The organism is Frankia sp. CcI49 (genome assembly GCF_001983215.1).
GTDB lineage: Bacteria > Actinomycetota > Actinomycetes > Frankiales > Frankiaceae > Parafrankia > Parafrankia irregularis.
In genome coordinates this window covers 94902-109315 of sequence record NZ_MOWP01000027.1, presented here as the reverse complement: position 1 = coordinate 109315, position 14414 = coordinate 94902, and the positions used below count along the sequence as shown (strand labels likewise).

The window sequence follows — 14414 nt, the reverse complement described above, 5'->3', positions numbered from 1 at the left end:
GACCCTTACGTCAGTATTTGCCGCCGGTGGCAAACCGGGCGTCAGATGACTGTACGTCCATCCGTGGTTCGGCGCCCGCAACTCGCCCGAGCACCCTGCCGTAAGCTGGTCGTAACGATCCCGCTGCCCGGGATGCAGGTCGGTGTCGGTGTCGTCCGGAGGGCGCCTCAGATCTGGGTACAGGTGTCTGGGTAACAGGTTCCGGAGTACGGGGGCCCGGTACGTGGGGTGGCCAGGTCTCATCGGCCGCGGTCACACCGGCCGGGTTGTCACACCGGCCGGATTGTCGGTGGCTGCCGGTCGCACCCCGTGACGGTGGCCCATGTCCCGTCTCCCGCCCGGAGAGGCGGTTGTCGCCCGCGGCGGCAATATCGCCCGGCGGGGGGCTGTTGTAGCAGTCAGCGTGTGCCAGGCCGCACTGAGCCGCGGTCGCACGGATTGTCGCTCGGCGACCCGGTCCGCTGGCGCCGGATTCGTTGAGACTGGAAATCGACTCACTCCGAGAGGCACGGGACGGATCACATGACCCTCGCGCCGCTGCTTGACGCGCTGGTAGCCCGCCCAGGTGGCGACCCGGCGCTGACCCGCGCGCTGGCCTCGCTGGACGAGCCCGTGCTGGACCTGGCGGGTCCCGCCGCGCTGCGGCCGTTCGCCGCCGCGGCGCTCGCCGGCGCCGGCCGCACCGTGCTGGTGGTGACCGCCACCGAGCGGGAGGCCGACGACCTGACCGAGGCGTTGGGGAGCCTGCTCGGCGCGGGGCGGGTGGCCGTGTATCCGAGCTGGGAGACGCTGCCACACGAGCGGCTCTCCCCCCGTGCCGACACCGTCGGGCGCCGACTGGCCGTGCTGCGGCGGCTCGCGCATCCGGGGGTGGACGGGGCCGAGCCGCTGGCAGTTGTGGTCGCACCGATCCGCTCAGTGCTGCAGCCGCAGGTCGCCCGGCTCGGTGACCTCGCACCGGTGGCGTTGGCGAAGGGGGACAGCGCCGACCTGGAAGAGGTGACCGCCCGTCTCGTGGGCATCGCCTACCACCGGGTCGACCTCGTGGAACGGCGCGGTGAGATCGCCGTCCGCGGTGGCATCCTCGACGTCTTCCCGCCCACCGAGGAACATCCGCTGCGAATCGAGTTCTTCGGGGACGAGGTGGAGGACATCCGCCACTTCTCCGTCGCCGACCAGCGCGCGCTGCCAGAGCAGGGCAGTGCCCCCGGGCAGGGCAGTTCCCCCGGGCAGGGCAGTTCCACCGGGCAGGGCAGTGCCTCCGAGCAGGGCGGTGCCGGGCCGAGGCCGGCGCCGCTGCTGTTCGCCCCGCCGTGCCGGGAGCTGCTCCTCACCGACGACGTCCGGGCCCGGGCCGCCGCGCTCGCACAGGAGCATCCCCAGCTCGTCGACATGCTCGACAAGATCGCGCAGGGCATCCCGGTCGAGGGCATGGAGGCACTCTCCCCGGTCCTGGTCGACGAGATGACCCTGCTGCTGGACGAGCTCCCGCAGGGCTCCCGGGTCCTCGTCTGCGACCCGGAGCGGGTGCGGAGCAGAGCCACCGAGCTGGTGCGTACCAGCCAGGAGTTCCTGGACGCCTCCTGGAGCGTCGCGGCGCTGGGCGGCGGGGCGCCGATCGACCTCGGCGCGGCCACCTACCGGTCGGTCGCCGAGGCCCGCGAGCGCGCGGGCGAGCTGGGCATTCCCTGGTGGTCGGTCAGCCCGTTCGCCTCGGAGGCGGCCGGCGACGACGACATCTACGGCGACGACACGGTCGTCGCCAGCCTGCGTCCCGCGCCGACCTACCTCGGGGACACCGCCCGGGCCACCGCGGACATCAAGGGCTGGCTGGCCGACTCGTGGCGGGTGCTGCTCGTCACCGAGGGGCACGGGCCGGCCCAGCGGCTCGTCGAGATGATGCGGGAAGCCGATCTCGGTGCCCGCCTCGCCGCCGACGGCGAGGTCGTGCCCGGTGTGGCCATCGTGACGCAGGCCCAGCTCGGCCAGGGCTTCATCAGCCCGACGCTGCGCCTCGCCGTGCTCACCGAGACCGACCTGGCCGGCGCCCGCGGAGTCACCACCAAGGACATGCGGCGGATGCCGAGCCGCCGCCGCAAGGGCATCGACCCGCTCGCGCTGACCGCCGGCGACCTGGTCGTGCACGACGCCCACGGGGTCGGCCGCTACGTCGAGATGGTCACCCGCACGGTGGCCGGGGCGAAGCGCGAGTACCTGCTGCTGGAGTACGCCCGCGGCGACCGRCTCTACGTCCCCACCGACCAGCTTGAGCAGGTCAGCCGCTACGTCGGCGGTGAGGGCCCGAGCCTGGACCGCATCGGCGGCGCGGACTGGGCCAAGCGCAAGACCCGGGCCCGCAAGGCGGTCAAGGAGATCGCCGGGGAGCTGATCCGTCTCTACAGCGCGCGGATGGCGGCGCCCGGCCATGCCTTCGGCCCCGACACGCCCTGGCAGCGTGAGCTGGAGGACGCCTTCCCGTTCCGGGAGACCCCCGACCAGCTCTCGGCCATCGACGAGGTCAAGGCCGACATGGAGAAGCCCGTCCCGATGGACCGGGTGATCTGCGGCGACGTCGGCTACGGCAAGACCGAGATCGCGGTGCGGGCGGCCTTCAAGGCGGTGGGGGACGGCAAGCAGGTCGCCGTCCTCGTCCCGACCACGCTGCTCGTCCAGCAGCACTACCAGACCTTCGCCGAGCGGTACGCCCCGTTCCCGGTCGTGGTCAAGGCGATGAGCCGGTTCAACTCCGCCGCCGAGCAGCGGGCGGTGCTCGACGGCCTCGCGAACGGCACGGTGGACGTCGTCATCGGCACCCATCGCCTGTTCTCCAGTGAGACGAAGTTCTCCGACCTCGGCCTGGTGATCGTCGACGAGGAGCAGCGGTTCGGGGTCGAGCACAAGGAACACCTGAAGAAGATGCGGACCGCGGTCGACGTGCTCACCATGAGCGCGACCCCGATCCCGCGAACCCTGGAGATGTCGATCACCGGCATCCGGGAGCTCTCGACCATCGACACCCCGCCGGAGGAGCGCCATCCGGTGCTCACCTCGGTCGCCGCCTACGACCCGAGCCAGGTGGGGGCGGCGATCCGCCGGGAGCTGCTGCGCGAGGGGCAGGTCTTCTACATCCACAACCGGGTCGAGAGCATCGACCGGGCGGCCGCGCGGCTGCGTGAGCTGATCCCCGAGGCCCGCATCGCCACCGCCCACGGCCAGATGAACGAGGACACCCTCGAAGGCGTGATGGTCTCCTTCTGGGAGAAGAAGTTCGACGTCCTGGTCTGCACCACGATCGTCGAGTCGGGCCTGGACATCTCGAACGCGAACACGCTGATCGTCGAGCGGGCCGACAACTTCGGGCTCTCCCAGCTGCACCAGCTGCGCGGCCGGGTCGGCCGTGGCCGCGAGCGCGCCTACGCCTACTTCCTCTACCCGCCGGACCGGCCGCTGTCGGAGACCGCGCACGACCGGCTCGCGACCATCGCGCAGCACAACGACCTCGGCGCCGGCATGGCGGTGGCGATGAAGGACCTGGAGATCCGCGGCGCGGGCAACCTGCTCGGCGGCGAGCAGTCGGGGCACATCGCCTCGGTCGGCTTCGACCTGTACGTCCGGATGGTCGGGGAGGCCGTCGCCGAGTACAAGGGCGAGGTCGAGGAGCCGATCGAGGTCAAGGTCGAGCTGCCCGTCGACGCGAACCTGCCGCACGACTACGTGCCCAGTGAGCGGCTGCGGCTCGACGCCTACCGCCGGCTCGCCGCGGCTGTCACCGCCGCGGACATCGACGAGGTCCGCGGCGAGCTGACGGACCGGTTCGGCCCGCTGCCCGAGCCGGTGGAGAACCTGCTGGCGGTCGCCTCCCTGCGGGTGCTCGCCCGCCGGTACGGCGTCAACGAGATCACCGTCGCGGGGCGCCAGATCCGGATCGCCCCGCTGGAGCTGCGGGAGAGCCAGACGCTGCGCCTGAACCGGCTCTACAAGGGCTCCGTCGTCAAGCCGGCGGTGAAGACGGTGCTGGTCCCGGCACCGACCGAGACCGGCCGGATCGGGTCCCGCCCGCTGCGCGACCGGGCCCTGCTGGCCTGGGTCGGCCAGCTGCTCGACGCCGTCGCCGGGGACTCGATCGCCGCGGCGGCCAGCCGGTAGGTCGTCCGAGGCGGTCCCGGGCGGACGTCCGGTGCGGCCGAAGGCAGCCACATACACTTCTGGGCCGAGGAGCGGATACGGTCACTGCTGTGAAGTTTCCGCGTCTTCTGGCCGGGCTCGGGCTCGCCGTGCTCACCGGCCTCGCAGGTACCGCATGCACGTCCCACGCCGGTGCGGCCGCCCAGGTCGGGTCGAGCACGATCGAGACCTCGACCGTGCGCGGCATCGTCGACCGCGGCCTGGCCGCGGCCGAGACCGCCCAGACCGCGCAGACCCTCACCCGTACGGCGCTCCAGCGCCGCACGATCACCATGCTGGTGGACCTCAAGGTGCGTGAGTCGGCGGCGAAGAGCCTCGGGGTCACGGTGAGCGACCAGGACCTCAACGCCTTCTACCAGGCGAGCGCGGTGCTGGGCTACGGCGGTGTCAAGGAGTTCGAGACCAACGCCGCCGCGCTCGGCTACGCCAAGGAGGATCTCCTGACGGCGATGCGGGTCGGTGCGCTGGAGTTCGCCATCGCCGACAAGGTCGCGCCGACCACCCTCGCCTCGCCGGACTACGCCCGCGCGCAGTACGACGGCCTCGTCCAGCAGTACGGCAAGCTGCCGCTGACCTATGAGGCGGCCCGGCCGTACCTGCAGCGGTTCCTGGCCTCCGACGAGCGCAACGCGAAGATCCAGCCGGTGCTGACCGACACCGCGAACCGGCTGGGCGTCTCGGTGAACCCCCGCTTCGGGGAATGGAACGCCAAGGAATCGGTCGTGGACGAGGCGCCGGGCACCATCGCCACCACGGAGGAGCCGGTCGCCTCGACGGCCGAGCTGACGCTGTAGGGCGCAGGCGTCCGACATGACCGCACACATCACGCTGGTCTCGACCAGCGCCCGGGTCGCGCCGGGCCTGCTCACGGCCGCGGCCTGGGATCTGCTCCGCTCGGCCGCGGTCTGGACGGCCTGCCCCGACCACCCGCAGGCTCCGGCGCTGCGCGAGGCCGGTGTCGAGGTGTCGGTGCTGGTGGAGGGCGAGATCGAGAGCTGCGCCGCCGGCCAGGCCGAGGCCCCGGCCGGCGGCGCCGGCCCCCTTGCCGGGCTGCTGGCCGCTGCCGGGACGTCCGGCCGGGTCGCGTGGCTGCTGGATCCGGTGTCGCCGAACGCCGTCGACCGGGCCCTGCTCGCGGCGGTCGGCGGCACCGAGGCCGTCGGCGGCACCGAGGCCGTCGGCGGCGCCCGGGTTGACCAGCCCGCCCGGGTCGACGATCTCGTCGCGACCCGTGAGCTGCCCGGATCGGCGCTGCTGGACGCGGTCGCCGTCATGGACCGGCTGCGCTCGCCCGGCGGATGTCCCTGGGACGCCGAACAGACCCACACCTCGCTGGCGCCCTACCTGCTGGAGGAGGCGTACGAGGCGTACCAGGCCATCGAGGACGGCGATCTCACCGAGCTCCGCGAGGAGCTGGGGGACGTCCTGATGCAGGTGCTCTTCCACGCGCGGGTGGCGGCCGAGGCCGGTCCGGGCGGCTGGGACGTCGACGATGTCGCGGCAGGGCTGTCCGCCAAGCTGATCCGGCGCCATCCCCATGTCTTCGCCGACGTCGCCGTCTCCGGCGCGGACGAGGTCGTCACCAACTGGGACGCGATCAAGGCGACGGAGAAGAACCGGAAGTCGGTGACGGAGGGGGTGCCCCTGTCCGCGCCCGCGCTGTCCCTGACGGCCAAGCTGCTGCGGCGTGCGGGCAAGCTGGGCCTCCCGCTCGACCTGGCCCTTCCCGCTGTTTCGCCAGCTCCGGGAGCTCCGGCTGCTCCGGCTGCTCCGGTGGCCCCGGTGGCCGCACCCGGTTCGGCGGGGCTCACCGCGGTCGTCGCCGAGCTGGCGCGGGGCCTCGACGCCGATCCGGGCGCGGGACCTGCCGTCGCCGAGCGGTCGATCGGCGACCTCCTGTTCGCCGCCGTGGCGTTGGCGGCCGCTCTCGACGTCGACGCCGAATCCGCGCTGCGCGGGCGTGCCCGGTCGTTTCGGGACAACCTGGCCCGGGCGGAACACGCGGCGCTGGAACGCGGTGTCGAGCCGCGTGGGCTGGACGCGGCTGGCTGGAGTGCGCTGTGGCGATCGGCGGCCACCGCGCCGACGACGGCCTCCGCGCCGACAGCGGCCTCCGCGCCGTCGGCGACCACGGAGCCTTCCGCCGCCGGATCCTGAACAGCCTTTCGTACGAGGGATCCTGAACGCTCCGGCCGCGGGAGATCCCCGGTTCGCAGGCATCGCACTAGCCTCGAACCATGGTTGGAACGCCCAGGCAGGCAGTGGCCGATATCCAGCGCTTCGCGCGGCGGCGCGCCGCCCCGATCATTCTTGAGCTCGACCTGACCTCCGACCTGGTGGAAGGCGTGCCCGCGGACCCGCTGACCGCCGCGGTCGCCCACCGGCGGCCGTCCCTGCGCGAGGTGGTCGACGGGCTGCGTCGCGCCGCGCGGGACGACCGGGCGAAGGTGCTCGTCGCACACATCGCAGCTGGCGGGATGCCGCTGGCCCGGGTGCAGGAGGTCCGCGACGCGGTCGCCGAGTTCCGCGCCTCCGGCGGGGTCACCTTCGCCTACGCCGACACCTTCGGCGAGTTCGGTGGCGGCACGGTGGCCTACTACCTGGCGTGCGCCTTCGACGAGATCTGGCTCGCGCCACCCGGAGACCTGGGCCTGACCGGCGTCGCGATGGAGACCCCCTTCCTGCGGGAGGCGCTGGACCGGCTCGGGGTGAGTGTCGAGATCGGCCAGCGCCACGAGTACAAGAACGCGGTCAACACGCTGGTGGAGCGGGACTTCACCCCGGCGCACCGCGAGGCGCTCGGGCGGATCGTCGACTCGTGCGCGGAACAGGTGGTGGCGGAGGTCTCGGCACGTCGAGGGCTGTCGCCTGACCAGGTCAGAAGAATGATCGATGACGCCCCGATGTCCGGGCGGGCCGCCTTGGAGGCGGGCCTGGTCGACCGGATCGGCTACCGGGACGAGGCCTATGACCAGGTGCGCACGCGGGCGCGTGAGCTCGCCGGGACGTCCGGCGTCGGATCCGATGCCGACGGTGACGGCGGCGTGGAACCGACGTTGATGTACGTCTGGGCGTACCGGCGTGCCGAGGTGCGCCGGGAGGCCTCCCCGGTGCGCAGGGCCCGGGGCCTTGCCGCGGCTCTTCCGTTGCCGGTGCTGCCGGGGCAGTCCGGTAGCGATCGGCCGCGGTGGCGGTCGGGTACCGGGCCGGCCGCGACGCCGGCCGCAGCGACGCCGGAGGCGGTGGCGGTGGCGGAAAAGGCAGCAGCCGCCGCGGCGGCGGACGGCGGAGCGGGGGCGGCGGCCGGCGGTGATCCGAATGTGGTCCCACCGGAGATCGATCCGCGGACGTCGGTGGTCGCACTCGTGCACGGCACCGGCCCGGTGGTGCTGGGGTCCGCGGCGCTGCCGTTCGGGGGGCCGGTCCTCGCGGCGGACGCGGTCACGGCGGCCTTCCGGGCGGCGGCCCGGGACTCCTCCGTGGCCGCCGCGGTCTTCCGCGTCGACAGCCCCGGCGGTTCGTATGTGGCCTCGGATGTGGTCCGTCGAGAGATCGAACGGTTTCGTGCCACCGGGCGTCCAGTGATCGTCTCGATGGGTGCCGTCGCGGCTTCCGGTGGCTACTTCGTCGCGCTCGGCGGTGATCTGATCGTTGCCAACCCGGGGACGCTGACCGGCTCCATCGGAGTTTTCGGCGGCAAGCAGGTCGTCCGCGACCTGCTCGGCAAGGTCGGGATCGGCTTCGGTGCGGTCGCCGCCGGCGAGAACGCGCTCATGATGTCCCCGCGGCAGTCGTTCACCGAGGCCGAGCGGGCGAAGCTGGAGGAGTTCCTCGACCGGGTGTACGCCGACTTTGTGGCCAAGGTCGCGCAGGCCCGGCGGATGTCGCCCGCCGAGGCGCACGAGCTGGCCCGCGGGCGGGTCTGGACGGGCGCCGACGCCCATCGCCACGGCCTCGTCGACGAGCTGGGCGGGCTGGCCCACGCGATCGACCTGGCCTGGGCCCGGGCCGGCCTGCCGGCCGAGGAGACCCCACGGGTGCGGCTCACCCCGAAACCGTCGGTGCTGGACCGGCTGCGCACCCCGAAGTCCAGCGAGGAGCCGGGCGCGGCGGCCGCCCGCACCGCGGCGAGCTTCGGGGTCCCCGGCATCCGGGGAGTTCTCGGTGTTCTCACCGCGTTCGACGTGTTCGGAGGGCTCGGCGCGCTTGCAGGGCTCGGCGCGGTCGGTGGCGCCCATGGTGGTCTGTCAGTGGGCTCCGACGGGTTCGCCGGCGGCTGGGGCGCGCTCGCGCCGCTCGCCGCGCGGGCGGGGCTGCCCGTCCACGGGCCGCTGCTGATGCCTCCCGTGGGGCTCGTCCGCTAGCTCCGATGGGACGAGCAGGAAGATCCGGGGATCTTCGTCGACCCGGCGCGTGTGACCAGGCCGGGGCTCCGAGTTGCCGCTGCTGCCAGGCAAGGCCTGGGGATTTCTGGTCCTTCCAGGGACCGCGGCGGAATCCCGAGACGCGGCGGATCCGGGGCACCGGCATGGGCTTGGCGGAGCCGCGCTGGCGGAGGGCGAACCCCACCCACCCGCACGGCACTCATCGAGGATCCCGCACCTCCCGCGCAGCGCCGGCAAATTCGCTCTTAAGCGGGGCAAAAAGGGTTCATAGTCGCCTGGTGGCCCGCAAGAAAGAAGGATTTCGGTCGTCGGAACGACCAGAATCGTTCACTCTTGCGACTCGTCAAACCGGGCCGCCGGGCCGCCGGGCCGCCGGGTCGCTGGCCTCTCGGGCACGCGGAGGTCCGGGCGCGTTCGTGGAGTGCGAACCGTCCCGTCCACCGACCAGAGATCTCGACCGGCGCCAATCCGGGAGAGCCTCTGGAACGACGAAGATCCGCAGATCCTCAAGCCGCGGCTTCGGGACCGCCGCCGAATTCTCCGCACAGGTCGAGCTCCGGTCAGGCCTGGGCCACCCCCCATCGGGGCTGCCCACCGAGGTGATGTGTGCGACGCCGGGCGGATTCCTGACGCGGCCGACCGGCGACGGACACGGCGTCCGCGTCAGCGTGGCGCGACCGGGAGGCGACGCGCCGACGCGCCGCGGCGGTAGTCTCGCACCGACCGGTTCGTCCGGACGGCGTCGCTCGTCCCCGGGTGCTCCGCAACCAGCAGTCTTCGCAACCAGCAGTCTCCGTAAAGATCGCAACCAGCAGTCTCAGTAAAGATTCAGTGCCGCAAGCAGGATCCGTCCCGCGCCGGTGCCCCGGTAGCGTCCCATCGAAAGGTGTGCTCGTGCCGTCCATCGAGGCTGTCGGAGCTCGCGAGATTCTCGACTCGCGAGGCAATCCCACCGTCGAGGTCGAGGTCGTTCTGGAAGACGGCACGCCCGGCCGGGCCGCTGTCCCCAGCGGAGCCAGCACCGGCGCCTTCGAGGCCGTCGAGCTGCGCGACGGGGGCGACCGGTACGGCGGCAAGGGCGTCACGAAGGCGGTCGACGCCGTCATCTCCCGGATCGGTCCGGCGATCATCGAGATGGAGGCCACCGAGCAGCGGCTGCTCGACGCGCGCCTCATCGAGCTGGACGGGACGCCCGACAAGTCGCAGCTGGGCGCGAACGCGATCCTCGGTGTGAGCCTGGCCGTCGCCAGGGCCGCCGCGGCCGCGAGCGGGCTGCCGCTCTTCCGCTACATCGGCGGGCCCAACGCCCATCTGCTGCCTGTGCCGATGATGAACATCCTCAATGGTGGCGCGCATGCCGACACCAACGTCGACATCCAGGAGTTCATGATCGCGCCGATCGGCGCCGGCACCTTCGCGGAGTCGCTGCGCTGGGGCGCGGAGATCTACCAGGCGCTGAAGAGCGTGCTGAAGGTCCGGGGCCTGGCGACCGGCGTCGGCGACGAGGGCGGTTTCGCGCCGAGCCTGCCGACGAACCGGGAGGCGCTCGACCTGATCGCCGAGGCCGTCGACAAGGCGGGCTTCAGCCTGGGTGACGACATCGCGCTGGCGCTCGACGTCGCGTCGACGGAGTTCTTCGAGAAGGGCTCCTACACCTTCGAAGGCACCGGCCGGTCGGCCGACCAGATGATCGACTACTACGCGGATCTGGTCGACTCGTACCCGATCGTGTCCATCGAGGACCCGCTCGCCGAGGACGACTGGGCCGGCTGGGCGAGCATCACCACCCGGCTGGGCTCGCGGGTGCAGCTCGTCGGCGACGACCTGTTCGTCACCAACCCGGAGCGGCTTGCCCGCGGCATCGCCGAGGGCGCGGCCAACGCGCTGCTGGTGAAGGTGAACCAGATCGGCACCCTGACGGAGACGTTGGACGCCGTCAGCCTGGCCCACCGCAACGGCTACCGCTGCATGATGTCGCACCGCTCCGGCGAGACCGAGGACACCACGATCGCCGACCTCGCGGTCGCGGTCGACTGCGGCCAGATCAAGACGGGTGCCCCCGCACGCAGCGAGCGGGTGGCGAAATACAACCAGCTGCTGCGGATCGAGGAGGAGCTCGACGACGCGGCACGGTACGCGGGCGCCGGCGCGTTCCCGCGGCGGGCGACGACCGCCCGCTGAGCCGAATGCCCTTCCGGCGGAGGGCGCTGACGACAAGGGCCACCCTGCTGGCCATCGTCATCTGCGTCCTGGTCCTGACCCTGGCCTACCCACTGCGGCTGTACCTGCAGCAGCAGGCGAAGATCTCCGAGCTGACGCGCACGAACGCACAGCGCCAGACGAGGGTCGACGACCTGCGTGAGGAGGTCGCGCGCTACAACGATCCGGAATGGGTGAAGGACGAGGCGCGCCGCCGGTTGCACTACGTCCTGCCCGGAGAGAAGACGTACCTGATGCAGACGAGCCCCCAGCCGACACCGGAGCCCGACGCGGGCGCCGATGGCGGCAGGGGCGGCCAGTCCTGGTACAACCAGCTCTGGTCGCAGCTTGCCGAGCCGGCTACGCCGACCCCGGCGGCGCAGCGGTGAGCGGCTCAGTGGGAAGTGACACGGCGGGAAGTGACACGGCGGGAAGCGGCGCGTCGGGGAACGGGGCGGCGTCGGGGTCCRCTCCGGCCGCGGGGCTCGGGGCCGAGACCGAGATCGTGCACCGTCAGCTCGGGCGGGTGCCACGTGCGGTGCTCGGTGTGGCCCACCGCTGCACGTGCGGGCTGCCAGACGTCCTCGAGACGGCGCCGCGCCTCGAGGATGGAACGCCCTTCCCGACCCTGTTCTACCTGACCTGTCCGCGGGCCGCGGCGGCGATCTCCCGCCTGGAAGGCTCCGGTGTCATGCGGGAGATGACCGCCCGGCTGGCCACCGACCCGGACCTCGCGCGCGCCTACAGTGCCGCGCACCGCGACTACCTGGCCCGCCGCGATRCCCACGGCGTGCTCGTGGGGAACCCGAGCGCCGGTGGGATGCCGGACCGGGTCAAATGCCTGCATGTGCTGGTCGCGCACAGCCTGGCCGTCGGTCCCGGCGTCAATCCGTTCGGTGACGAGGCTCTCGCCGCACTGGCTGACTGGGGGGCCCGCGGGCCCTGTGTGGACCTCGAGCGCGCATCCTGTGCGGAGGAACCTGCGAGCTCGCCCGGTGGTGCGGCGGGCGGTGGCCAGGGACGAAAGGGGACCGCCGGATGAGTCGCGTCGCAGCGATCGACTGTGGCACCAACTCCATCCGCCTGCTGGTGGCGGAGGTCGACGAACAGTCCGGGGGTTCCGGAGCGCGGCTGCGTGAGCTCACCCGCAGGATGGAGATCGTCCGTCTCGGAGCCGGCGTCGACCGCACCGGTGAACTGGCACCGGACGCGCTGGCCAGGACCTTCGCCGCGCTGCGCGACTACGCGGACGAGATCGACCGGCTGGGCGCGACGCGGGTCCGCATGGTCGCGACCAGTGCCACCCGGGATGCCCGCAACCGTGCTGAGCTGGTAACCGGCGTCCGTTCGATCCTCGGGGTCGATCCGGAGGTGATCACCGGTGGCGAGGAGGCGGCGCTTTCCTTCACCGGCGCGATCGGGGACCTCGACGCTGTCGACACACCGATCCTGCTCGCCGACATCGGCGGTGGTTCCACCGAGCTGGTGCTGGGTGACGCGAGCGGGGCACGCGAGTCCATCTCGGTGAACGTGGGCTGCGTCCGGATGGCCGAGCGCCACCTGCACGACGACCCACCGACCCCCGCACAGGTCGCCGCGATCGTCGCGGACGTGAACGCGGCTTTCGACGTCGCCGAGCGGGTGGTGCCGATCACCAGCGCGGCGACCCTCGTCGGTGTGGCGGGCACGGTGACCACGGTCGCGGCGCTCGCGGCCGACCTGCCGGYCTACGACGCCGATCGCATCCACCTGATGGTCACCTCGGCGGCCGACGTGGCGGCCGTGACGGAACGCCTGGTCGCGATGACCCATGCCGAACGGGCGGTGCTGCCCGTGATGCACCCGGGTCGGGTCGACGTCATCGCGGCAGGTGCGCTGGTGCTGCGGACGCTCCTCGAGCGGTCCGGTACCTCCGCCGTGATCGCGAGCGAGCGGGACATTCTGGACGGCATCGCGCTTTCTCTCGGTGGCGTGGTCGAGTCGGGCGCACGGTGACCGGTCCCAGCCGGCAGGCTGGGACCATGGCCGTCGACGCCGGACCGGACGACCGGGCGGCTGGTACGGGTGCCGAACCGGCCGCCCCGGGGGCGGGGTGGCCGAATGACCCCGCCACGGCGGCCACACCGGTGGCCGCCACGGCGACCGGCGTCGTCGAGCTCGCGACGACGGCGGCGGACTGCGCCGAGCTTGACGCCCGGGTCTCGGTCTGCCGCGCCTGTCCCCGACTGGTGCAGTGGCGGGAGGAGGTCGCGACCGTCAGGCGGGCGGCGTTCGCCGACCAGCAGTACTGGGGCCGGCCGGTGCCCTCGTTCGGTCCGCCCGACGCGCGGCTGCTGATCGTGGGGCTGGCGCCGGCCGCGCACGGCGGGAACCGCACCGGTCGGATCTTCACCGGTGACCGCAGCGGGGACTGGCTGTTCGCCGCGCTGCACCGGGCGGGCCTGGCTCGGCAGCCGACCTCGGTCGCGGTGGGAGACGGCCAGGAGATGATCGACAGCAGGGTGGTGGCCGCGGTCCGCTGCGCGCCGCCGGCGAACAAGCCGACCCCGGACGAACGGAACACCTGTCGCCCCTGGCTGGTCCGGGACCTGCAACTCCTGCGACCGACGCTGCGGTCGATCGTGGTGCTCGGCGGATTCGCCTGGACCGCGCTGTGGCCGGCGCTGCGCGCGGCCGGCTACCCCCTTCCACCTCGCCGGACGCCCTTCGGCCACGGTGTGACCGTGAACCTGGCCGAGTTGCGGATCTTCGGGTGCTACCACCCCAGCCAGCAGAACACCTTCACCGGCAGAGTGACGGCTCCGATGCTCGACGTGGTCTTCTCGCAGGCGGTGGAGCACATCGCCGGTGTTCGCGACGCCCCCTGAAATCACAGCGGCGGGTATGGTTTCGTGCCGCGCTGTGCTGTGTCCGGCCATCGGGGACCTCGCTGTGGGCTTCCCGGTGTCACGGGAATCGTCCGATCATTTGTCGGTTGCCGGTACCTTCCTGCCATGCGAAACAGTGGGGCAGATCACTTTTCGCGGTGTCGCGCGGCGCGAAACGACGGCGACCTCGCCTCGCGGGGCCCCGGGGTGCCCGCGGTCACGGCTGCAGTTTCGCAACGACGCTTCTCCTACCGCAGAGCGGAATTCTCTCCGTGGGGAGATCGAGCCACGATCGATCCGATTGTTGTGACAGATAACAGCAGGTGAACTCGCGGGGGTCGCCCGTGCGGCCGGATGCTCTCGGGCGCCGGGCCGTGCGGCCTTCCGGCCGGCAGTCCGGGCGGAAGGCGTTGCTGCTCCGTTGCTCGTTCGTTCACAGCCGGCGGGTTTCAGTCGGTTGTGGCGGGGGGCCATGCCGCCGAGCGGACGGCGTCGAGCGGGCGGCAGGCGGGTCGCGGTGTCGCGGCGGTTCTTCGGGGCCGCGCCCGCGGGGAACGGTGCGGCGTGTCGGCGTGGGGCTTTCGGGCCGAATTTCCAGCCCGATTCCGCAGTCCCGCCGGAGGCGTCCGTCAGGAGTTCCGGTCGGTGCCGGAAGGCCTGGCGGAACAAATGCAATGTGAGCTGACCGCCGTCTTCGTTCTGGCCGCGCCGCCGCCGTGGAAATCGGGGTTTCAGTGTGCTGCGGATCGCTGGCCGAGAACGTGCGCAATGTGGGTTG

9 protein-coding genes are annotated in these 14414 nt (G+C 72.2%); all 9 read left to right on the top strand.

From position 1 onward, the window contains the following. Window positions 1–522: 522 nt before the first annotated feature. The 9 genes from mfd to CcI49_RS24060 all read left to right on the top strand — a co-directional run bounded on the left by mfd (window position 523) and on the right by CcI49_RS24060 (window position 13636). Window positions 523–4146 (top strand): transcription-repair coupling factor, encoded by a 3624-nt coding sequence (gene mfd / locus CcI49_RS24100; protein ID WP_076829531.1) that lies wholly within the window; start codon window positions 523–525, stop codon window positions 4144–4146. An 89-nt stretch (window positions 4147–4235) separates the two neighbouring features. After that, window positions 4236–4979 carry a hypothetical protein gene (locus CcI49_RS24095; RefSeq protein WP_054565247.1) on the top strand — a complete coding sequence of 248 codons (744 nt, stop codon included), beginning with the start codon at window positions 4236–4238 and terminating at the stop codon, window positions 4977–4979. A 16-nt stretch (window positions 4980–4995) separates the two neighbouring features. After that, window positions 4996–6342: a MazG family protein gene (locus tag CcI49_RS24090; protein WP_076829528.1), complete on the top strand. Its 1347-nt coding sequence runs from the start codon at window positions 4996–4998 to the stop codon at window positions 6340–6342. 80 nt (window positions 6343–6422) lie between these two features. Then, window positions 6423–8549: a signal peptide peptidase SppA gene (gene sppA, locus CcI49_RS24085; RefSeq protein WP_076829525.1), complete on the top strand. Its 2127-nt coding sequence runs from the start codon at window positions 6423–6425 to the stop codon at window positions 8547–8549. 915 nt (window positions 8550–9464) lie between these two features. After that, a complete protein-coding gene (gene eno, locus CcI49_RS24080; RefSeq protein ID WP_054565504.1) occupies window positions 9465–10751 on the top strand; it encodes a phosphopyruvate hydratase in 1287 nt (428 codons plus the stop codon). A gap of 5 nt (window positions 10752–10756) precedes the next feature. Then, window positions 10757–11158 carry a septum formation initiator family protein gene (locus CcI49_RS24075; RefSeq protein WP_076829522.1) on the top strand — a complete coding sequence of 134 codons (402 nt, stop codon included), beginning with the start codon at window positions 10757–10759 and terminating at the stop codon, window positions 11156–11158. A 113-nt stretch (window positions 11159–11271) separates the two neighbouring features. Beyond that, entirely contained in the window at window positions 11272–11811 is a 540-nt protein-coding gene (locus CcI49_RS24070) for a DUF501 domain-containing protein (RefSeq protein ID WP_198955625.1), read from the top strand. Continuing rightward, window positions 11808–12764: a Ppx/GppA phosphatase family protein gene (locus CcI49_RS24065; protein ID WP_076829519.1), complete on the top strand. Its 957-nt coding sequence runs from the start codon at window positions 11808–11810 to the stop codon at window positions 12762–12764. The genes CcI49_RS24070 and CcI49_RS24065 overlap by 4 nt, the downstream gene beginning before the upstream one ends. Before the next feature lie 26 nt (window positions 12765–12790). Next, the gene (locus tag CcI49_RS24060) at window positions 12791–13636 is read left to right on the top strand and encodes a uracil-DNA glycosylase (protein ID WP_054565242.1); all 846 of its coding nucleotides are present in this window, start codon (window positions 12791–12793) and stop codon (window positions 13634–13636) included. Window positions 13637–14414: the final 778 nt, after the last annotated feature.

Coding starts and splice junctions, on each gene's coding strand:
- sppA (WP_076829525.1), top strand. CDS start 6,423: ATGGTTGGAACGCCCAGGCAGGCAGTGGCCGATATCCAGCGCTTCGCG.
- CcI49_RS24075 (WP_076829522.1), top strand. CDS start 10,757: ATGCCCTTCCGGCGGAGGGCGCTGACGACAAGGGCCACCCTGCTGGCC.
- CcI49_RS24060 (WP_054565242.1), top strand. CDS start 12,791: ATGGCCGTCGACGCCGGACCGGACGACCGGGCGGCTGGTACGGGTGCC.
- CcI49_RS24090 (WP_076829528.1), top strand. CDS start 4,996: ATGACCGCACACATCACGCTGGTCTCGACCAGCGCCCGGGTCGCGCCG.